Origin of the sequence: Paenibacillus sp. BK720 (assembly GCF_011761545.1) — a bacterium.
Classification (GTDB): Bacteria; Bacillota; Bacilli; order Paenibacillales; family Paenibacillaceae; genus Pristimantibacillus.
In genome coordinates, this window is record NZ_JAASRQ010000003.1 from 531,287 (window position 1) to 550,049 (window position 18,763).

General features: G+C 52.9%; 21 protein-coding genes. 14 read left to right on the forward strand and 7 right to left on the reverse strand.

Features of this window, described 5'->3' with window-relative positions; translation table 11 throughout:
* The first annotated feature begins 183 nt into the window (after positions 1 to 183).
* A complete protein-coding gene (locus FHT67_RS14430; protein WP_243867231.1) occupies positions 184 to 1,182 on the forward strand; it encodes a lysylphosphatidylglycerol synthase domain-containing protein in 999 nt (332 codons plus the stop codon).
* Positions 1,172 to 2,371 carry a glycosyltransferase family 4 protein gene (locus FHT67_RS14435; protein WP_167199262.1) on the forward strand — a complete coding sequence of 400 codons (1,200 nt, stop codon included), beginning with the start codon at positions 1,172 to 1,174 and terminating at the stop codon, positions 2,369 to 2,371. The genes FHT67_RS14430 and FHT67_RS14435 overlap by 11 nt, the downstream gene beginning before the upstream one ends.
* A 68-nt stretch (positions 2,372 to 2,439) precedes the next feature.
* Here FHT67_RS14435 and FHT67_RS14440 read toward each other — a convergent pair whose 3' ends face one another.
* Positions 2,440 to 3,690 carry an MFS transporter gene (locus FHT67_RS14440; protein ID WP_243867157.1) on the reverse strand — a complete coding sequence of 417 codons (1,251 nt, stop codon included), beginning with the start codon at positions 3,688 to 3,690 and terminating at the stop codon, positions 2,440 to 2,442.
* Between the two features lie 116 nt (positions 3,691 to 3,806).
* On the opposite strand from FHT67_RS14440, the gene FHT67_RS14445 reads away from it, so the two are divergent.
* A complete protein-coding gene (locus FHT67_RS14445) occupies positions 3,807 to 4,076 on the forward strand; it encodes a hypothetical protein (protein WP_132309936.1) in 270 nt (89 codons plus the stop codon).
* Between the two features lie 173 nt (positions 4,077 to 4,249).
* On the opposite strand, the gene FHT67_RS14450 is transcribed toward FHT67_RS14445, so the two are convergent.
* From FHT67_RS14450 to FHT67_RS14460, 3 genes are all read right to left on the reverse strand, one after another.
* Positions 4,250 to 5,224, reverse strand: a complete 975-nt coding sequence (locus FHT67_RS14450; RefSeq protein ID WP_167199269.1) for a sensor domain-containing diguanylate cyclase — start codon at positions 5,222 to 5,224, stop codon at positions 4,250 to 4,252.
* A 32-nt stretch (positions 5,225 to 5,256) separates the two neighbouring features.
* Positions 5,257 to 6,063, reverse strand: a complete 807-nt coding sequence (locus tag FHT67_RS14455) for an alpha/beta fold hydrolase (RefSeq protein ID WP_167199272.1) — start codon at positions 6,061 to 6,063, stop codon at positions 5,257 to 5,259.
* Between the two features lie 94 nt (positions 6,064 to 6,157).
* The gene (locus FHT67_RS14460) at positions 6,158 to 6,961 is read right to left on the reverse strand and encodes a helix-turn-helix transcriptional regulator (protein WP_167199275.1); all 804 of its coding nucleotides are present in this window, start codon (positions 6,959 to 6,961) and stop codon (positions 6,158 to 6,160) included.
* A 192-nt stretch (positions 6,962 to 7,153) separates the two neighbouring features.
* On the opposite strand from FHT67_RS14460, the gene tynA reads away from it, so the two are divergent.
* The 4 genes from tynA to FHT67_RS14480 all read left to right on the forward strand — a co-directional run bounded on the left by tynA (position 7,154) and on the right by FHT67_RS14480 (position 11,204).
* The gene (gene tynA / locus FHT67_RS14465; RefSeq protein WP_132309944.1) at positions 7,154 to 9,451 is read left to right on the forward strand and encodes a primary-amine oxidase; all 2,298 of its coding nucleotides are present in this window, start codon (positions 7,154 to 7,156) and stop codon (positions 9,449 to 9,451) included.
* Between the two features lie 122 nt (positions 9,452 to 9,573).
* Positions 9,574 to 10,032, forward strand: a complete 459-nt coding sequence (locus FHT67_RS14470; RefSeq protein ID WP_167199278.1) for a GNAT family N-acetyltransferase — start codon at positions 9,574 to 9,576, stop codon at positions 10,030 to 10,032.
* 94 nt (positions 10,033 to 10,126) lie between these two features.
* Complete coding sequence (locus tag FHT67_RS14475; RefSeq protein ID WP_208403290.1) at positions 10,127 to 10,510, forward strand: hypothetical protein; 384 nt, start codon at positions 10,127 to 10,129, stop codon at positions 10,508 to 10,510.
* Between the two features lie 31 nt (positions 10,511 to 10,541).
* Positions 10,542 to 11,204, forward strand: a complete 663-nt coding sequence (locus FHT67_RS14480) for an HD domain-containing protein (protein WP_167199284.1) — start codon at positions 10,542 to 10,544, stop codon at positions 11,202 to 11,204.
* A gap of 255 nt (positions 11,205 to 11,459) precedes the next feature.
* On the opposite strand, the gene FHT67_RS14485 is transcribed toward FHT67_RS14480, so the two are convergent.
* Positions 11,460 to 11,918 carry a VOC family protein gene (locus FHT67_RS14485; RefSeq protein WP_167199287.1) on the reverse strand — a complete coding sequence of 153 codons (459 nt, stop codon included), beginning with the start codon at positions 11,916 to 11,918 and terminating at the stop codon, positions 11,460 to 11,462.
* A gap of 202 nt (positions 11,919 to 12,120) precedes the next feature.
* Here FHT67_RS14485 and FHT67_RS14490 point away from each other — a divergent pair, with 202 nt between their 5' ends.
* The 4 genes from FHT67_RS14490 to FHT67_RS14505 all read left to right on the forward strand — a co-directional run bounded on the left by FHT67_RS14490 (position 12,121) and on the right by FHT67_RS14505 (position 15,551).
* Positions 12,121 to 13,011, forward strand: a complete 891-nt coding sequence (locus tag FHT67_RS14490) for an ABC transporter ATP-binding protein (protein WP_167199290.1) — start codon at positions 12,121 to 12,123, stop codon at positions 13,009 to 13,011.
* Between the two features lie 15 nt (positions 13,012 to 13,026).
* Entirely contained in the window at positions 13,027 to 13,785 is a 759-nt protein-coding gene (locus tag FHT67_RS14495; RefSeq protein ID WP_132309956.1) for an ABC transporter permease, read from the forward strand.
* Positions 13,786 to 13,859: 74 nt separating this feature from the next.
* Positions 13,860 to 14,948 carry a sensor histidine kinase gene (locus tag FHT67_RS14500; protein ID WP_243867159.1) on the forward strand — a complete coding sequence of 363 codons (1,089 nt, stop codon included), beginning with the start codon at positions 13,860 to 13,862 and terminating at the stop codon, positions 14,946 to 14,948.
* On the forward strand, positions 14,949 to 15,551 hold the full coding sequence (locus FHT67_RS14505) for a response regulator transcription factor (protein WP_132309960.1): 603 nt from the start codon (positions 14,949 to 14,951) through the stop codon (positions 15,549 to 15,551).
* A 213-nt stretch (positions 15,552 to 15,764) separates the two neighbouring features.
* On the opposite strand, the gene FHT67_RS14510 is transcribed toward FHT67_RS14505, so the two are convergent.
* The gene (locus tag FHT67_RS14510; protein ID WP_167199295.1) at positions 15,765 to 16,163 is read right to left on the reverse strand and encodes a GNAT family N-acetyltransferase; all 399 of its coding nucleotides are present in this window, start codon (positions 16,161 to 16,163) and stop codon (positions 15,765 to 15,767) included.
* A 76-nt stretch (positions 16,164 to 16,239) separates the two neighbouring features.
* Complete coding sequence (locus FHT67_RS14515) at positions 16,240 to 17,124, reverse strand: LysR family transcriptional regulator (RefSeq protein WP_167199298.1); 885 nt, start codon at positions 17,122 to 17,124, stop codon at positions 16,240 to 16,242.
* Positions 17,125 to 17,237: 113 nt separating this feature from the next.
* On the opposite strand from FHT67_RS14515, the gene FHT67_RS14520 reads away from it, so the two are divergent.
* The 3 genes from FHT67_RS14520 to FHT67_RS14530 all read left to right on the forward strand — a co-directional run bounded on the left by FHT67_RS14520 (position 17,238) and on the right by FHT67_RS14530 (position 18,667).
* Positions 17,238 to 17,636 (forward strand): tautomerase family protein, encoded by a 399-nt coding sequence (locus FHT67_RS14520; protein WP_132309966.1) that lies wholly within the window; start codon positions 17,238 to 17,240, stop codon positions 17,634 to 17,636.
* 4 nt (positions 17,637 to 17,640) lie between these two features.
* The gene (locus tag FHT67_RS14525) at positions 17,641 to 17,952 is read left to right on the forward strand and encodes a carboxymuconolactone decarboxylase family protein (protein WP_167199301.1); all 312 of its coding nucleotides are present in this window, start codon (positions 17,641 to 17,643) and stop codon (positions 17,950 to 17,952) included.
* 139 nt (positions 17,953 to 18,091) lie between these two features.
* Complete coding sequence (locus FHT67_RS14530) at positions 18,092 to 18,667, forward strand: GNAT family N-acetyltransferase (RefSeq protein WP_167199303.1); 576 nt, start codon at positions 18,092 to 18,094, stop codon at positions 18,665 to 18,667.
* Positions 18,668 to 18,763 lie beyond the last annotated feature (96 nt).

Consider the following 18,763-nt stretch of genomic DNA (forward strand, 5'->3'; position numbering starts at 1 on the left):
GCAGCGGAAAAGGCAGTCAAGCAGGGTTGGCTGCTTCCGCAGCCGGCTGTTTGTTTATTCATTTTTACATGGAAAAGGTATGGATTTTACCAAATTCGGCATTCTAGATAAATCACGGATGACAGAACATCCCTATAATGGAAAGATGGCTTAACTATAGTCAGGAGGTGTTGATGGTTGCCGATGTACCGCAAGCTGGCGCCAACGGTGCTCAAGGTCGCTGTCTTGGCCATCATCGTCGTATTTATTGTTCGCAACATTCCGCTGAAGCTGGAAGATCTTACGTCCTTCCTGGTGCACGCGAACTTCCGGTTTTACCTATCGCTGCTCTTATTTTCGATCTTTCTGATGCTTCAAGCCGGTATTTGGGTGTTAATCGTCAATGCCTCCTTATCCGATACCGGCCGCTTCAGCGGCAGTGCGAGACTTTCGATGCTGGGCGGTCTCCGTATTTTTATTGAAACCCAGTTCGGCAAGTACATTCCCGGAGGCTTCTGGAACGTGGCCGGACGGATTGTGATGGCGACCAAAGCCGGGGTGCCGCTGGATGCCCAATTCGCCGCCATTGTGTACGAGAACATTCTGCTCGTTGCGGCGGCGCTCGTCTACGCCATGTTGCTGATTGTCACCCTCCATATTGTGCCCGTCTGGGTAGCGCTCCTGCTTGTTCTCGTGTTTGCGCTAATTTATTTGTTCTACCATCCGCTGACGGTAGCGGTCAAAGGCTTGTTCGTTCGCGCATCCCGGTGGAAATTTCTTCGGAAGATGATCGGGAAAATGACAAAGTCGTTTGGCGGCGTGGAGATGGCCGGCTCCGAGGTCAGCTTGACGCGGAATCAGTTTTTCGCTTATTTGGCATGCTTTTTGGCCAGCCATTTTGTTATGGGCATCGCCTTTTGGCTTCTTACCAACAGCTTTGATAAAGGGAAGATAGGTTTGTTTTACGCCGCGGGAACGTTCGCGACCTCTTGGCTCCTTGGGCTTGTAAGCCCGCTGCCCGGCGGGCTCGGGGTAAGGGAGGGCTTCCTGGTCTATTTCCTGTCCATGAAGCTAGGGACGGAGACGGCGCTCCAGATTTCGGTTATTGCCCGGCTTTGGAACATTATGGCGGAGTTGCTGTTCTGGGCGGTTATACGTGGCGTGTGCTATCTGACGCGAGGGGAGAAGGTATATGAAACGTAGGAAGATCGTGCTCGTCGCGGGTGTTTTTCCGCCGGGTGTCGGAGGCATGCAGAACTACTATTACAATCTGTCCAAACATACGAAGCATGAAATGATCGTTATCGCGCCTGAATACCCGGATTGCGCTTCCTTTGACGAGGGTCAGCCTTACCGGATCCTAAGGGGAGCGTTTATGCGGGGGGAGCGTGCCGACGTGTTCAGCTGGGGACGGCTGTTTCGGCAGGTGAAAAAAACGCTGCGCAGCGAAGAACCGGATATCACGGTGTACGGGTACGTGTTAATCGGCTTTATCGGTTTGTTATTCCGCGTGTTTGGCAGGCGCCGCTATATGATATCCGCCCACGGTATGGATATGCTGATGTTCCGTCGTTATATCGGCCTTAATCATATTGTGAAGCTGATTCTGCGCAAGGCGGACGGCGTGCTGGTCAACAGCGAGTTTACCCGCCGCCTGGTCGAGGAGTACGGGGTGGAGCCCGGCAGAATCGGCATTGTTCATCCCGGCGTGGAAAGCTTATTCGAGCCAAAGGCGGTTGACGAGGAGCTAAGGCGGGAGCACGGACTGGAAGGGAAGTATGTGCTGCTGTCGGTAGGGCGGCTTGTTACGCGCAAAGGCCATGACAAGGTGATCGAAGCGATGCCCGCGATTTTGCGCCATATCCCGAATGCCGTCTATGTCATTGTAGGAGACGGTCCGGAGCGGGGCAGACTGGAGCAATTGGCCGGAACGGTCGGCGTGTCGGGAAAGGTTCGGTTCGTGGGCGGGATAAACGGCACGGAGCGGTTAAACGATTATTACAATCTGGCGAGTCAGTTCATAATGGTAAGCCGGCAGCTGGAAAAGGGCGACGCCGAAGGGTTCGGCATCGTCTATCTGGAGGCGGCTTCCGCCCGCGTGCCGGTCATTGCAGGGCGCTCAGGCGGAGCTTCGGAAGCGGTGCTCGACGGGGAGACGGGGCTCCTTGTGGAGCCTGAGTCGATAATGGCGATCGCGGATGCCGTTGTAAAGCTGGCGAGCGATACGCAGCTGCGCGAAAGGCTGGTCCGCGAGGGTTATAAACGCGCTAAGCTGCAATTCCAGCATGACGTGCTTGCAGAGGTGTTTGATCAATACGCGGGACGCATCTGCTCCAATCCGGTTGCCGCGATTTATAAGCGGGCAGGGAAAAGAGCGGCTCAGCGGATGTAGCTTAAAGAAGGGAAAAACGCTGTAAGGCTGGCGGTGGACCAGCTTTACAGCGTTTTTTGTCGTGTGGGTCATTTTCGCAAACGATGAATCAGCCATACCGAGAAGCTGAATAATCCTGCGAATCCGCCCGCGCAGCATACGCCGCTCCAGCCCCATTCATGCCAGGCGAAGCTGCCTGCAGACGAACCAATCGCTCCGCCAAGGAAGGTGGTTACCATCTGAACGGTATTCAGGCGGCTGCGGGCCGGGGGCTCAAGCGCATAGATGCGGGTCTGGTTGGCGACTTGGGTACCTTGCACGCCGAGATCAAGTAAAATAACGCCTGCAATAAGCGCCCATAACATGCCGCCAAGCAGCCCGAAGAACAGATACGCGATGATGTTTAGCGCGATTAAGCCGCCAATCATCCACTTGGTTGGAATGCGGTCGGCGAGTCTGCCGACAAAGGGAGCGCCTAATGCTCCGGCCGCACCGATTAATCCAAACAGGCCGGCGATCTGGCTGCTGTAATGATAAGGCTCGCCTTCCACATAGAAGGATAAAGCCGTCCAGAAAATACTAAAGGCGGCGAAGTTGGCTGCGCCAATCAAAGCGGACTCCCGCAGCGTGGAATATTTTTTCACGAGCCTGCCCATGGAAAGCAGCAGCTCGCTATAGCGCAGCTCGGCGGTTGCGCGGGCCACGGGAAGCTTGATTCGGAGCAGAAGCAGCAAAGCCAGCATGGCCGCCGCCGCTAAGGCGTACATGAACCTCCAGCCCCAGGTTCCGCCGATCAAGCCGGACACGGTTCGGGTGAGCAGAATGCCGAGCAGCAGACCGCTTGTAACGGTTCCGACTGCTTTGCCTTGTTCGCCGGGTGCAGCGAGTGTCGCGGCAAGCGGGATGAGGATTTGCGGCACAACGGTTGTCAGGCCAACGGTAAAGCTCGCGATAAACATCCAGGCGAGATTTTGCGCGGTGGCTATGCCAATCAGGGAAAGACAGACGAGCGAGAGCAGAACGGTAATAAGTCCTTTGCGTTCCTTGATGTCGCCCAGCGGCACGAACAGGAACATGCCCAGGGCGTAGCCGATCTGGGTGCAGGTGGAGACAAATCCAACCTCGCTTGGGGCAACGCCAAAGGACCGGCCGATATCCGCCAGCAGCGGCTGGTTGTAATACAAATTCGCGACGGTCATGCCGGCGGTAAAAGCCATCAGGAGCAGCAGTCCCTTGGAAAGCGAGGCTTTGCCCGCCTGTGCTGCCGGTGTTTGAAGCGTAGGAGCGGATGACATGATGACGGTTCCTTTCGGGTAAATAGGATATGCTGTCTTAACCATCTTACCTGTAAATTTCTTAATGTAAAGCAGATGCTGGGGGAGGGTGGATTGCGTATTTTTAAAATGGTATAATTTGGGTGTAACTGAAAGCTGCGTATTTGTAGGAGGCTGCTGTCGTGATCTATTTCGGAAGCGTGATTCTAGGATTTATCTTTATTCTGCTTGCCTATCGGTTATTGCGCTATAAATTAACGAAGTACAATAGAGAAAATATTGGTCTAAGCATGATTGCGTGCGTGGAGCTGGTTGTTTTTCGCGGGGAGTTCGTTAAGTACCAGGTAGCTTATATTCTCCTCATCTCCGCAGCGTTGCTGTCTGCGATCGTGTTCCTTTATGGGTTTTTGTTTAAAAGTAACGGGGTTAATGAAGGTCCTGGCCATCGTTGATGGCCAGGGTGCTGCTTAACGATGCGGCATATCGTTAACATGGTGAAAGAGCTGAAAGAGCAGCTAGTCAGGCCCCTTAACGATGTCGCGCATTGTTAAGGCCCGGACGTAAGGGGCTGGCAATAAAGAAAGGAAAAGGCCGTCCATACGAATGGTATGGGCGGCCTTTACTATTAACTACGGTAATGCGTAACCCGGTTGCGTCCGTTGTTTTTCGAGAGATAGAGCGCTTGGTCGGCCTGCTGCAGCAGGGATAACTCAGATTCCTCCTCCGCAGCAAAGGTTGCCGCGCCGATGCTGATGGTGATGCGCAAATCGCCAAGCGGAGTCGTCTCCGTGGCTGCGCGGTACCGCTCCGCGGCAGCGAGAGCCCGATCCCGATCCAGCCCCGGCAGCAAAATAACAAATTCTTCCCCGCCGAACCGGGCGACAACCGCCTCATCCGGCGACTGATCCCGCAGCAGCTGGGCCAGTCTGGTCAGAACAAGGTCGCCGACAGGATGACCGTACGTATCGTTAATGCTTTTGAAGCGGTCGATATCGATGATGCAGAGCGAGAGGGCAGTCCCAGCCCCCTCAGATAGTTCTGTATGCCTCAGCAGCTGCTCCTGGAAATACCGGCGGTTCTTCAGGCCGGTCAACGGATCCGTCGAAGCCAAGGTCTCCAGCCGCTCATTCAGTTCCATTAGCTCCCGCTGCTTCTTCTCGTATTGGGCATGCAGCAGCTCCAGCCTGTGATTGGCTTCATTCGTCTCCTGATACAAAATCTCAAGCTGCCGCTTGGTCTTCATGATATCCTTCTCATGCTCAATCCGTTTCCGCATCTCAAGTGCCACGCAGTCGATCACGGCTTTGCCGTCCCGGTTCCGCCTGATGCCGTTCAAGAGCACGGGAAGATCCTTGCCGTCCTTCGACCGGAACGAGAAATACATCTCGTTCACCTGGCCGTAAAGCTGGATGTAAGGATAGAAATAAGTGTGAAAAAACATCTTATTCGCCACCGACATCGTGGACTCGATATGCCGTTCCAGTAATTCCTCGCGGTCATAACCCAGCATCGTTAACAGTGTCTGATTGACCGATTGAATTAGTCCCTTGTCGGTAATCGAGAAATAGCCGCAAGGAGCTTCATTTAACAGGGTATCCATTCAAATACTGCCTTTCTTCGTCGTTTCGTCGTTTAGGAAATCGCCAAATAATCCTTAATGTACTGCGTGGTTTCTTCCGGGTGACTGAGATGCGGGTAATGTCCGGTTGCCTTCATTTGCCGTAAGGTGCTGTTTTTCAGCTGCGCATGCATGAATTCTCCTACTTCAGGAGGCGAGATGCTGTCGTCCGTGCATTGCAAAATAAGCGTCGGGATTGAAGCGGAGGCCAGCTCTGACCGGCAGTCGGACAAGAAGGTTACTTCCGCGAACTGTCTGGCGATATGCGGGTCTCTGGAGCAGAAGCTTTCCTCCAGCTCGGTGGACAGCTCTTGGCGATCCTGATTCTGCATGACGATTGGGGCGAGGTAGCTTGCCCAGCCGATAAAATTCATCTGCATCATCTGCAGCAGCTCGTCTATCTCGTTGCGGTCAAAGCCCCCGTAGTAGCTTGGGAGATCGTTGACGTAACGCGGCGAAGCGCCTAGCATAACCATCCGCTGAAAATATTTCTTATCCCGAATCGAAGCCAGCATGCCAATCATGCCGCTGACGGAGTGGCCAACGAATATGGCGTCTTCCAAACGAAGCGTATCCATCACGTCAAGCACATCTTCGGCGTAGCCGTACAAGCTGTTATATTTGTCGGGGCTGTAGTCGTTGATTTGGGATGCTCCGGAACCGACGTAATCGAATAGAACGATCCGGTAGTCCTGTTCGAAAAGGGGAAGCATGTGCCGCCACATATTCTGGTTGCAGCCGAAGCCGTGGGCGAAGACGATCGTCTGTTTGCCGTGGCCAAGCACTTTTACGTTATTGCGCGTGAGAACATCCGTATTCATAGATGGTCTCCCCTCTTGAGAGAAGTGTAATACTATGAACATTATATCGGATTATTTTGGAATTGGGATGAACTTTTGTAGATTTGTGTCGAATTTACCAGAGAAAAGAGGAGGTTGTTTTCCGGTTCTTCCTAAGCTGAATAGGGGTGAGCTGGCTGAAGGATTTGAATTCCTTCATGAAATGGGACTGGTCAAAATATCCGCCTTCCATCGCTACATCCGTCAAGGAGGACGCGCTTCTGACAATGCCGCTAAGCGAACGCTGGAAGCGGATAATCCGGTTGTACAGCTTGGGGGAGATGCCGAGGGATTGCTCGAATTTGGTTCGGATATAACGCTCGGAGTAGCCGGTATCCTCGGCCAGCTCCCGGATCGTAACGCTGCCGTTTGAACGCTGCATGGAAGTCAGGCAGTAATCGATCATCCGGATGGGACGCGCGTCGCCCGTCAGAAGGGGCATGCAGAGCCTTTCAAAGCCTCTTATCCGCTCGGAGAAGCCTTGAAGCTCGGCGATAATCGCTCCCGTATCTTTGTATACCGACAAAGAATCCTCGAACGGCGCTTGGATTTCGATAATTTCCTTCAACGGCAGATTTGGCAGCAGAAGACTTAGCCTTGCGGACAGTCGAACCCCGAAATAGGTCGTGTCAGCTTCAAAATAAAGCTCTTTTCCCTGCAGCACGGTACCGCAAACTCTGGCGGATGGCTTCCCGGGCTGGCAGCAGAAGAGAAGGTCGACACAGCCGTCCGGGACAACATGGATCATCCGCCCGGATGCATCCGTCATGAACTGATAATAGATAACGGGCTGTCCGTTATAATGGATTTTCCGCTCCGTATAGCCCGTTGTTTCCCATTCGAAGCCGTATTGGATGCCGCTGACAAGTTCCTCCATCATCTGTGCCAGTTCCTCCCGTAACCTTAATATGCGTACAACAATAGCAAACCCTGTGTTCTCTCGTCAATGAGCGAAAGTTATATTTTCTAACATAATTTTCGGGTTTGTTCCGTTTTTTACAATAATCCGCTCTATTATGTGAGGTAAATTAACGTCACGGGAAAACGTAAGAGAATGGGGAGGCATACCAAGATGAAGAAGCTGAAGGGTTCACTTGCTAAAAAATCGGCGGTCCTGGGCACGGCTTTAACGGTTGCGCTAGGCGGCGGGTTAATCGCACCGCTATCGGCGCCAACGGCCGAAGCGCATGGAGGCTCGGAGGATTTTGTTCCGCTTCGCGCAACCATGGAGGAGTTTGGGGCAGAGGTGAAATGGGACAGCTTTGCGGGAACGATCACAATCACGAAGAACAGCACGTTGGTGAAGGTAAAGCCGAATTCCAATATCGCCCTGGTAAACGGTCAGCGTCTGGAGATGGAAGCTCCGGTCATTATGAAAAAAAGCCTGGCGTACGTATCCCATCATTTTGTCGGCGAAGTGTTCCAGTCGGGTCTGGATCAAACGTTTCAGGTAGAGAAAAAGGCCAATCCGCTAAACCCGCTTACTTCCGCCGAGATAGCGGAGACGGTGAATATTTTGAAGGCGGAAGGGAAATTCGGGGACAACTACCGCTTTACCGAAATTACGTTGAAGGCTCCGCCAAAGGAGCAGGTATGGAGGTTTGCGCTTGACGGCACGGACGTATCGGCTCACCGTTCGGCTGCGGTCGTTATTCTGGACGGCAAGCGTGTCATTGAAGGGACGGTTGATCTCGCAGCCCAAAAAGTAACCGCATGGCAGCCGGTCGAAGGCGCGCATGGCATGGTGCTGCTCGATGATTTCGGTACGGTACAGAAAGCCATCGAAGAAAGCCCGGAATATGCGGCAGCTCTGAAGAAACACGGCATTAACGATGTGAAGCAGGTCGTTTCCACGCCTTTGACGGTTGGTTATTTCGACGGCAAGGACGAGCTTCAGCAGGACAAGAGACTGCTTAAGGTAGTCGCTTACCTGAACACGGGAGACGGCAACTACTGGGCGCATCCGATCGAGAATCTGGTCGCGGTGGTCGATCTCGAGCAGAAGAAGGTGATTAAGATCGAGGATGCCGGCGTCGTGCCGATTCCGATGAAGGCAACCCCGTATGACGGCAGCAATATGACAGCTTCGGCGCCCTCGAAGCCGCTTGAGATTACGGAGCCGGAAGGCAAGAACTACACGATTACGGGCAATACGATTCATTGGCAGAATTGGGACTTCCACCTTCGCCTGGACTCCCGCGTTGGTCCGATTCTGTCGACGGTGACCTATAACGATCAGGGCAAAAAGCGCAAAATCATGTACGAGGGCTCGCTTGGCGGCATGATCGTTCCTTATGGCGATCCGGATGTAGGCTGGTACTTCAAGGCTTATCTCGATTCGGGCGAATATGGCATGGGGACTCTGACCTCCTCGCTTGCCCGCGGCAAGGATGTGCCAAGCAACGCCGTATTGCTGGATGCGACGATCGCCGATTATACGGGCGCCGCGATGAATATTCCGAACGCGATGGCCATCTTCGAACGCTATGCAGGCCCGGAATACAAGCATCAGGAGATGGGACAGGACAACGTCAGCGCGGAAAGACGCGAGCTTGTTGTCCGCTGGATCAGCACGGTAGGCAATTATGATTATATTTTCGACTGGGTATTCGCGCAGAACGGCACCATCGGCATTAACGCCGGTGCTACCGGCATTGAAGCCGTAAAAGGCGTAGAGTCCGGCACGATGCATGACGAGACCGCTGCCGACGATACGAAATACGGCACGTTGATTGATCATAACATCGTAGGTACGACGCATCAGCATATTTATAACTTCCGTCTCGATATGGACGTGGACGGCGAGCAAAATTCCCTGATGGAGATTAATCCGGTGGTAGCGGACAATACGGCCGGCGGCCCGCGCGCGAGCACGATGCAGACCGAGACGCGCATTGTGGGGACGGAGCAGGAGGCGGCTCAGAAGTTCGATGCTTCGACCATTCGCCTGATCACGAATACCAATAAGGAGAACAAGGTAGGCAATCCGGTCTCCTATCAGATTATCCCGTATGCCGGTGGGACGCATCCGATTGCCAAGGGCGCCAACTTCAGCGAGGACGAATGGCTGTTCAACCGCGTTAACTTTATGGATAAACAGCTGTGGGTCACGCGCTATTACGAGAACGAGCGTTATCCGGAGGGCAAATACCCGAACCGAGCGAAGACGGATACCGGTCTTGGATTGTTCACCTCGGACAATGAATCGATCGTCAACACGGACAACGTGGTCTGGATGACGACGGGCACCACCCATGTGGCGCGCGCGGAGGAATGGCCGATCATGCCGACGGAATGGGTGTACACGATGCTGAAGCCGTGGAACTTCTTCGACCAGACGCCAACGCTGAACTTGAACGGCAAAAAGTAGCATAGTATGGTACAGGGGTCTCTTGCGGGACTCCTGTTTTAAGTTGTTCCTTGAAATCTATCAAGCTATAATGTTAGAAAATATAACGTACAGGCTGGGATGCCGGGAAAGAGGAGCTGTCCATGGAGAGGGAAATCATCCAGGTAACTCATGACAACAAGGATTTGCACGAATTAATCCGGAAGCTGGACGAGGATTTGGCGGAGCGCTATTCCAATCCGGACGACGTGTTTACGGTGGATTTTTCGGATCCGAAGGTGAAGGACATGATCTTTATGGTCGCTTATTTGGGTGGAACTCCGGTCGGCTGCGGAGCTATTCGCCCGCTGGACGAGGAATCTGTCGAGCTGAAGCGCTTCTATGTAGATCCCGGCTTTCGGAGGCAGGGAATTGCGGGAGCCGTCTTATCCGCTCTGGAGGATCAGGCGGTTGCGATGAATCGCCGGGTCATGCGGTTGGAAGCGGGAGCGCCGCAGCCGGAGGCTCTTCGTTTTTACGCAAGCAAAGGCTATTACGAAATCGACCGCTTCGGCGAATATGCGGATTGCGAATCCAGCCTCTGTTATGAAAAAGTGCTGTAACGGACAGAAGATCGACTCCGTCCATAGAGGCGGAGTTTTATTTTGCTTCTGGCTTGCTGTTGGGGCGGGCTCTCGATTAACATTATCGTAGAAAATGACAAATGCCATTTACCGGGAGGGAGCTGCGGAGGATATGAACGACGGTCTGATTGGCGGAGCGTTGGAGAAGGTTAATCCTTACTACTATTTAGGCGGATTTATTGGCTGTATCGCCGGTTACGCCATGGCGAAGATTTATTTGATCTGGGCGATGATGTTCATTGATGGCGGGTATGATCGATTTACGAGTGACGCCTGGAACCCTGGCTCTACCCCGCTATGGTATACGGCTACCAGACATACCGGGGCATTTACGTTTTGGGTAACCGTTCTTTTCATCGTAATCGGGGTTCTATTCGTTAAGCTATGCAGGGTTGCCTACGATAGAAATAGAGCTCAAGCCTTCCATAAAGGCAAGGAGGAGACGCGAGACGCATGAATACAGTAAATAAAGTTGAGGTGCAACAACCATGACAATCACGCATGACGATAAAGAAAAGATGATCCGCAAGGCCGAAGAGTTCAGCCGTTCCGTACTGGAGAACGATACAAGCGGCCACGACTGGTGGCATATTCACCGGGTGGTGCAGATGGCGAAGCGGATCGCCGGAGAGGAAGGAGCGGATAGGTTCGTCTGCACGATAGCGGCGCTTTTGCATGATGTCGCGGACGAGAAGCTGAATCCTTCGAAGGAAGCGGGGCTTCGGAAAGTTCAAGCCTGGCTGGAAGCCAATCTGCCGGATGAAGAACACCGCGCACACGTGATGGATATTATCTCGAACATGTCCTACAACGGCGGTAAAAATCCCCCGATGCGTACGCTGGAAGGGAAGGTTGTGCAGGATGCCGACCGGCTTGACGCCATTGGGGCTATCTCCATTGCGAGAGCTTTTGTATACGCGGGCTGGAAGGGCACTCCGATCCATGATCCGGCTATTCCGCCTCGCGGCGAGATGACCGCAGAGGAATACCGGAACGGGAAAGGCACGGCGATCAATCATTTTCACGAAAAGCTTCTGAAGCTCAAAGATCTGGTCAATACGGATGCTGCCAGACGGATAGCCGAAGAGCGCCACCGCTATATGGAGCAATTCGTAGAGCGGTTCTACGAGGAATGGGACGGGAACCGGTAGAGTAGGTAGCGGGGATTACGACGTTGCACGAATTGCAGCATAATCGTCGATCATAGCCCTATACATAGAAATATCCTGCACGGAGTGCAGGATATTGGCTGCTAAACCGCTCCATTCAGCCGCAATACCTCTAATAGACTGCATTCCGTACAGTATAGTTCACTCAAACGCCCTTACCCAAAGTCCATACCCTGCATTTCATGCAGGATATCTCAACCGGACCCCTATGCCAGAAAAATAAGACCCTTCGGGGTCTTATTTTTTCGCCTTCATTTCATTCCACTCGCTCAAGTACGGGACATAATCCAAGCGCTGCGGCTCGTCGTCCAGCCATGCCATAAATTCGAGCTCGTTGCCGTCATGGTCGTTGAAATAGACGCTTGCTGCCGGCATCCATGCATGCACGAAGGGCTCCGGAGGAGCCTCTGTTTTGTCAAAACCAGGCAACGGGTAGATTCCCCGTTCAATCAGCCAGTCCGAAGCCGAAAGCAGCTGATCAAGCCGAACGCCAAAAGCGAAATGCCGCGGCTGCAGCTTTTGTCCTTTCGGCAGCTCCTTTAAAGCGAGTAAATCTCTGCGCTCTCCTACATAGAAAAAAGCAGACCTCCGCTCGGGCTTATGCAACGCAAGGGTTAGTCCGAGTTTCTTATAAAACTTGATGGAACGGTCTAAATCCGTCACCTGCAAATGGGTTTCGAAGATGGAATCAATCATGCCGGTATGCTCCTTTTGATAAAGGTCTGTTTGTCCTATTGTAACTTATCATATCCATGATATGACATTTGTCATCTGAAAGAGATTACGTTCATGCGTAGGAGCAATCCGCTCAAAAAGGTAAGATGGGTATGTAAGCAAGACGCGGCAACTTGAGACGTAAACGCACAACAAATTATAGATAGCGGGAGTGAAGTTGACAATGAGTTACGCAATCGAATTGGATCAGGTCTCGAAGATCTACCAAGGTAAAAAAGCGGTTGATAATTTATCGCTGAAGGTGGAGAGGGGTACGGTGATCGCGCTGCTTGGGCCAAACGGCGCCGGCAAAACAACAACGATCTCCATGATTCTGGGGCTGAAGCAGCCGACCTCCGGAACGATCAAGCTGCTGGGCGGAAGCCCAAAGGACATCAAGGTGCGCAACCGGATCGGCGCGATGCTGCAGGATGTCAGCGTGATCGATAATTTGAAGGTAGCGGAGACGATTGAACTTTTCCGCAATTATTACAGCAATCCGCTCTCCTTGCAGGAGCTGCTCCGGATCTCCGGCTTGGAGAAGGAAAAGGATAAAATGGCCGCGTCGCTGTCCGGCGGACAACAGCGCCGTCTAGGCTTCGCCCTTGCGGCGGCGGGCGATCCCGAAATTATTTTCCTCGACGAACCAACGGTAGGCATGGACGTTACCTCCCGCCAAATGTTCTGGGATACGATCCGTTCGATGGCGGACAAAGGCCGCACGGTTGTTCTGACGACGCATTACCTGGAAGAAGCGGATAGCCTCGCCGACCGCATCGTCGTTATCAATCAGGGCAAGGTTGTGGCGGACGGCTCGCCAAGCCAGATCAAAGCCGAAACAACCGGCCGCGTCATCTCCTTTACGGCTGGCGCTTCCGTAACGAACGAGCAGCTGCAGGCTTTGCCGGGTGTTATCGAAGCGGAATGGAACGGAAGACGCGTTAAGCTTCATAGCCGGGATACCGACCGGTTGATCGTAACGTTGATCGAGCAGCGCATTGAAATGAAGGATATCGAAATTCAAAGTGGCGGCCTTGAGGATGCATTCCAGGCGATTGTCCACTCCACGAACTAAGGGGGATCTATATCAATGAGTCAATCCACAAGCATGAAGGCAACGCTGGCGCAATGCAAAGCGGAGCTGCTGCGTACCGTCCGTAACCGCCGATTCGTTATTTTCTCGTTTATTATGCCGGTTGTGTTCTACTTTATCTTTACCAATACCGTTGGCGATAATGTGCAAGTTGGCAATGTCGATTGGAAAGCCTATTACTTGATGTCGATGACGGTGTACGGCGTAGTAGGGGCGAGCTTAACCTCCTATGCGCAGCGGCTGTCGAGAGAACGGAGCCAAGGCTGGCTGTCTCTCTTGAAAATCACTCCGCTCCCTTCCTGGTCTTATGTAATGTCCAAAGTATTGTCGCAGGCCGTTATTAACCTGGCAATCATTATCGTTATGTTCGTTGTAGGCGGCGTGTTCAAGGATGTTAACCTAAGCGCGTCCACCTGGATCGCTTGCGGGCTGTTTATCTTTATCGGCGGCTTCTCGTTTATGGGTCTTGGCACTCTGATCGGCTCGATCAAAAATGCGGATTTTGTTCAAGTCCTTTCCATGATATGCTATATGGGATTGTCCATTCTGGGCGGTTTGTGGTTCCCGACGGATACCATGTCCAGCACGATGAAGACCATTGCTCACCTGACGCCAACCTATCGTCTTGGGCAAGGGGCTTGGGACGCGGTTGCCGGTGTTTCGATTAACTGGACCGGCGTAGGAATCCTGGTTGCTTACGTGGTGGTATTCCTTGCGATTTCGTCTTATATCATGAAAAAACAGGAAGCGGTGTAATGCAAATATACTTGCATGATTTACGTCGATTTATAATGAAGCGGCCCCCTGAAGGTGGGCCGCCCATTTTCTTTATGCTGTTATGGCTTGTCTATATCCTATTCCCGGTCATGGCGCTCGCCGAACGGCCGCCTGAGGAGCAGTGGATCGGATTTCCTCTTATTATCTTGTTTATCGTCAGTTACATTACAGGGCATTTGAGCAAAGGCTGGCGTATTTGGGCGGTTATTATTCAATTGCTCGTGATTGGGTACTTCAGTTGGCGGTATGATGAAAGCTTTATGTATATGGGCTTTTTTACGGCTTCGCTCGTCGGCATGCTGCCGAGCCTCCGTCAGATCGGGATTGCCATGTCCGGCGTGCTGCTGTTGTACGGGATGGAGGTCTGGCACTATGAAGAAAGGAACGGTCTGGAAGGACTGTACAATTTATTGCCTGCTATGGTTGCGGTCCTGCTGGTTCCTTTTGTCATGTTCATCGGACGACGCTCCAGAGTGCTTCGCGCGCAGCTCGAGCTTGCTAATGACGAGATTGCCCGTTTATCCATTCAGGAAGAGCGGCAGCGGATCTCCCGCGAGCTTCATGATACGCTTGGTCATACCCTTACGATGATCACGCTCAAAAGCGAATTGGCCGAGAAGCTGATCGTCCATCATCCGGACCGGGCGAAGCAGGAAATAAGGGATGTTCAGCTTACCTCGCGTGCCGCGCTGAAGCAGGTCCGGGAGCTGGTTACGGGCATGAATACGGTAACGCTGCAGGATGAGCTGTCGAATGCGAAGCGTATTCTGGCGGCAGCTTTCATAACCATTAAGGTGCAAGGCGACCCCGCTTCCGCATCCTTAAGCCCGCTTATCGATAATATGCTGGGCATGTGCCTGCGCGAAGCGGTAACCAATGTCGTGAAGCATAGCGAAGCTCGCCAGTGCGTTATTGAATGGGCAATGACGCCCGATCAGTACCGCTTGGCTATTCGGGATAACGGGGTTGGCTGTGATTTGGCAGACAAAGGGCCTGCGCATAACGGACTTAGAGGGATGCAGGAACGGTTAAATCTGGTGGACGGCAAGCTGCACTTCAAGTCCGCGAGAGGCAGCGGAAGCGTTATAACGTTTACCGTGCCTAGAGTACACTCGTCATCGAAGAAGGGAGGCTCCACATAAATGAGAGTGCTTGTAGCCGAGGATCAGGGAATGCTGCGCGGTGCGCTTAGCGCACTGCTCGATTTGGAAGAAGATATTGAGGTTGTTGGACAAGCGGAAGACGGTGAACAGGCGTTAGAGATGATTCGCAGCCTGAAGCCGGATATCTGCGTGATGGATATCGAAATGCCCAAGCTGACCGGACTTGATGTTGCGGAACGGTTGCGGGCGGATAAGCATCCTTGCCTGGTCGTCATTCTGACCACCTTTTCACGCGCCGGGTACTTCCAGCGGGCTATGAAGGCAGGTGTGAAGGGCTTCCTGCTTAAGGATTCCCCGATCGATGAGCTGTCCGCGGCGCTTCGCAACGTCTATGCCGGGAAGCGGGCGGTAAGTCCGGAGCTTGCCCTATCGTTTTGGGAAGCGGAGAATCCGCTCACCGAACGGGAGCGGGAGGTGCTTAGGCTGGCTCGCGAAGGCTTGCCTGCCGGCGAGATTGCCTCCCGGCTGTTTCTGTCCGCGGGGACCGTACGCAATTACTTGTCCGAAGCCATTCAGAAGCTGGATGCCAAGAATCGGATTGATGCGATCGGAATCGCGGAGAAAAACGGCTGGCTCGATTAGAAGGTTACTTATGCCTGCAAAACGACAGGTCAATTCTAAAATTGAGCTCAATAAATAGAACGGAAATGCAAAAAGTACAGTTCATTCCGACGAAAAATGCTCAATTGAGCATCTGGGTACGGTTTAACTGTACTTTTGCAGTTTAATCGGGTTCCTGCCCGTTACGGGAGAAAGTCACCTGCGTGTTCGCGGCTTAATTGTTGTGGGTTGGGATTATCTTACCCGCTTAATCAGGAACGCGTTATCGGCTTTATCAAAGCCGATCCGAGGGTAATAATCCATGGCGGATGGCGCGGACAGCAGCAGAAGAGCAACCTCTTCGCCAAGGTGCTCCCGCAGCCGGTTCACCAGGTTGGTGCCGATACCAAGACGTTGATGCGTTTTGCTTACGGCCAGATCGGAGAGATAACAGCAATAGGCGAAGTCGGTAACCGCCCGGGCAATGCCGACAAGCTCTTCGCCATCCCAAGCCGAGAGAATAAGATCGGCGTTGTCGATCATTTTCTGAATGCGGGGAAGATCGTCGACGGGTCGTTTGATGCCGGAGCTTCGGAATACTTCGGCGACTTGTACGGCTGTAACGGGAGCTTCAATACGGTATTCAACTGGCATGGGGCTGCACCTCTTTTGTTTTTAGTTTAATAAGAAAAATATAGGGGATTGCGCTTTCTGTCAACGTTCTTTTTCGTCAAGCCTCCGTCAACCAGACCTCTTTGATTATCCCGATAAGCCGCTCGCGCGCAGCCGATGGATATACGGTATCCCGCCGATCGAGCAGGCCTACCGGGATCGTAGGCTCCTCCCAGTCAACGGCAAGCGGTTTTACTTGATCGGACAGAGGGGTTGAAGCCAGGACAACGCCAATAAACGGCGGACGCGCAGCAAAGCCCGGAATCGCAGAGATTTGGCTCACCGAGTGGAGCAGCGGCATGCTGTCGAATCGGGCAAGCTGTCTCGATAAGTGCAGATAGTACAGGCAGGTTGGCCCGCCAACCACCATCGGAAAGGGCAATAGCTCCTGAAAAGGAAGCTTGCCTTCTCCATGCAGGTGAAGGGGATGGTCCTTGGCCGCCGCAAAAACTATTTTCTCCTCATGCAAAGGTTCGAAGCGCAGGCCCGTCAGCTCGGGAGGCTCGCCGCATATCGCCAAGTCCAGCTGTTTGCGGCGAAGCTCGCTGGCTGCCAGATCGGTGTTGCCGATCACGAATTGGCAGGCAATGTGCGGCTTTTCTTCGCGGAACCGACTTAATGCTTCCGGCATGATCTGCCGGGCAAGCATCTCCAGCATGCCGATCCGAAGGGTGCCGGTCTCCTCCCGCAAAATGGCTTTTGCCTGGTCGGACACGTAATGCCAATGCTGAATAAGCCGATCCACCTCGGCGGCGTAGATTTGCCCGGCGGGGGTCAGCTCGGCTTCCCAGCCTCGGTCAAACAACTGGAAGCCCAGTTCTTTTTCGAGGCGCTGAATCTGGTTCGTTATGGTGGACTGGGCGTAATTCAGCTTGGCTGCCGCCTTCGCAAAGCTACCTTCCTGCAAGATCGTCTGAAAAGCGGTTAGTTCTTTCAAATCCATCTTCGAAAGCATCTCCATTCGTATATCTGAATGAGTTGTTTAATTAATTCAATTATATAGATAAAGAAAACGGATATACAATGAAGTCATCTTACTTTAGGGAGTGATGACAGATGCCTTTTATCCGGGTCGGCTATAGGGAGGATCAATATAAGCAGGAAGAGCTGCCGCCAATCGGCCATGCGATTCATCGGGCGTTAACGGAGTATTTTCGCGTGCCGGAGGATGATTATTTTCAAGTTTTTCATGGCCATAAACCGGGGGAGTTCTATTACGATCCGGCCTATCTGAATGTCTCGCGCACGGATCGGCTGCTCTATATCCACATTACTTTGAAGTCCGGGAGGACGGAGGAGCAAAAAAGAGGCTTTTACGCCCGGCTTGCGGAGCTGTTGCCCGCATGCGGAGTGAGAGCGGAGGATATCTTTGTTGTGCTTGTCGGCACGGAGCTTGAGGACTGGACGTTTGGGAACGGAATCGCACAGATGCTGGGACAGAAGAGGGAGGCATAACCCAATGCATAGAAAAATCGATACGGCTCATATCGGCCCAGCATACGGTGATACCGCGTTTGCCCGTTATAGCGAGGATATTCTGTTTGGAGACTTGTGGCGGAGGGAGGAACTTTCGATGCGTGAGCGAAGCTTGATTACCTTAGCGGCCTTAGTAGCAGGCGGGCATATGGAGCAGCTCCCTTATCACTTGCAGCTTGCCAGGGAGAACGGTTTGACGCAAGAGGAACTGGTTGAAGCGGTCACGCATCTGGCATTCTATGCGGGATGGCCTAGAGCCGCATCCGCAATCGACCGTATACGGTCCCAAGCCTAAAAATAAACCGCAGGGTACGGCATCGGCAGGTGCTTAGCCTGCGGTTTTTCTTTACGATGCAACAACAGACGGGTTATGATGAAATAATAGTAAAAAATGGATATCGTTCATTCTTTATGTATGGAGAGGAGCTGCTGCGATGAATATTACGGCGCTGGAAGGCCAACGGGTTGAGCTGCTCCCTATCGCTGAGGAGCATACCGAGGCGTTATTTGCCTGCTCGCGTTCGGACGAAATATGGGAGCAGCTGCCTGTCAAAGTCCATACCTTGCAGGAAATGGAGCGTTTTGTCCATACGGCGATACAAGGAAGAGAACGGGGTGAAGAATATCCGTTCGCCGTCTTTGACAAACAGCTGAACCGGATTGTCGGGACAACGAGATATCTCCGTATCGCCCCGTCCCACCGCAATCTCAATATCGGCTGGACCTGGTATTCGCCCGAGGTGTGGCGGACGGTCGTTAATACCGAATGCAAATATCTGCTTCTGAAGCATGCTTTCGAGCAATGGGAGGCCGTCCGGGTTGAACTCATCACCACGACCTCGCATCATCGCTCGCAGCGGGCGATCGAGCGGCTTGGGGCAACGCGCGAAGGCGTGCTCCGCAAGAAATATAACGGCATGGATTATGTCATATTTAGCATTGTTACGGAAGAATGGCTTCCGGTGAAGGAGCGTCTGGAGAAGCTTTTGAACAAGGGGGTACAACCGTGATTTTTGCTCCAAAAAGGGACTTATGGCTCTCGAATACGATCTGGGTTACGACGAGGATCCCGGCTTCTCTGCAATCTCCCCCATTAGGATGGGACC

What these genes read in the sequence shown, in the direction of transcription:
- FHT67_RS14430 (WP_243867231.1), top strand. Translation starts at nt 184, where the DNA reads ATGTACCGCAAGCTGGCGCCAACGGTGCTCAAGGTCGCTGTCTTGGCC.
- FHT67_RS14435 (WP_167199262.1), top strand. Translation starts at nt 1,172, where the DNA reads ATGAAACGTAGGAAGATCGTGCTCGTCGCGGGTGTTTTTCCGCCGGGT.
- FHT67_RS14440 (WP_243867157.1), bottom strand. Translation starts at nt 3,690, where the DNA reads ATGGTTAAGACAGCATATCCTATTTACCCGAAAGGAACCGTCATCATG.
- FHT67_RS14450 (WP_167199269.1), bottom strand. Translation starts at nt 5,224, where the DNA reads ATGGATACCCTGTTAAATGAAGCTCCTTGCGGCTATTTCTCGATTACC.
- FHT67_RS14455 (WP_167199272.1), bottom strand. Translation starts at nt 6,063, where the DNA reads ATGAATACGGATGTTCTCACGCGCAATAACGTAAAAGTGCTTGGCCAC.
- FHT67_RS14460 (WP_167199275.1), bottom strand. Translation starts at nt 6,961, where the DNA reads ATGATGGAGGAACTTGTCAGCGGCATCCAATACGGCTTCGAATGGGAA.
- tynA (WP_132309944.1), top strand. Translation starts at nt 7,154, where the DNA reads ATGAAGAAGCTGAAGGGTTCACTTGCTAAAAAATCGGCGGTCCTGGGC.
- FHT67_RS14470 (WP_167199278.1), top strand. Translation starts at nt 9,574, where the DNA reads ATGGAGAGGGAAATCATCCAGGTAACTCATGACAACAAGGATTTGCAC.
- FHT67_RS14475 (WP_208403290.1), top strand. Translation starts at nt 10,127, where the DNA reads ATGACAAATGCCATTTACCGGGAGGGAGCTGCGGAGGATATGAACGAC.
- FHT67_RS14480 (WP_167199284.1), top strand. Translation starts at nt 10,542, where the DNA reads ATGACAATCACGCATGACGATAAAGAAAAGATGATCCGCAAGGCCGAA.
- FHT67_RS14485 (WP_167199287.1), bottom strand. Translation starts at nt 11,918, where the DNA reads ATGATTGATTCCATCTTCGAAACCCATTTGCAGGTGACGGATTTAGAC.
- FHT67_RS14490 (WP_167199290.1), top strand. Translation starts at nt 12,121, where the DNA reads ATGAGTTACGCAATCGAATTGGATCAGGTCTCGAAGATCTACCAAGGT.
- FHT67_RS14495 (WP_132309956.1), top strand. Translation starts at nt 13,027, where the DNA reads ATGAGTCAATCCACAAGCATGAAGGCAACGCTGGCGCAATGCAAAGCG.
- FHT67_RS14500 (WP_243867159.1), top strand. Translation starts at nt 13,860, where the DNA reads ATGCTGTTATGGCTTGTCTATATCCTATTCCCGGTCATGGCGCTCGCC.
- FHT67_RS14505 (WP_132309960.1), top strand. Translation starts at nt 14,949, where the DNA reads ATGAGAGTGCTTGTAGCCGAGGATCAGGGAATGCTGCGCGGTGCGCTT.
- FHT67_RS14510 (WP_167199295.1), bottom strand. Translation starts at nt 16,163, where the DNA reads ATGCCAGTTGAATACCGTATTGAAGCTCCCGTTACAGCCGTACAAGTC.
- FHT67_RS14515 (WP_167199298.1), bottom strand. Translation starts at nt 17,124, where the DNA reads ATGGATTTGAAAGAACTAACCGCTTTTCAGACGATCTTGCAGGAAGGT.
- FHT67_RS14520 (WP_132309966.1), top strand. Translation starts at nt 17,238, where the DNA reads ATGCCTTTTATCCGGGTCGGCTATAGGGAGGATCAATATAAGCAGGAA.
- FHT67_RS14525 (WP_167199301.1), top strand. Translation starts at nt 17,641, where the DNA reads ATGCATAGAAAAATCGATACGGCTCATATCGGCCCAGCATACGGTGAT.
- FHT67_RS14530 (WP_167199303.1), top strand. Translation starts at nt 18,092, where the DNA reads ATGAATATTACGGCGCTGGAAGGCCAACGGGTTGAGCTGCTCCCTATC.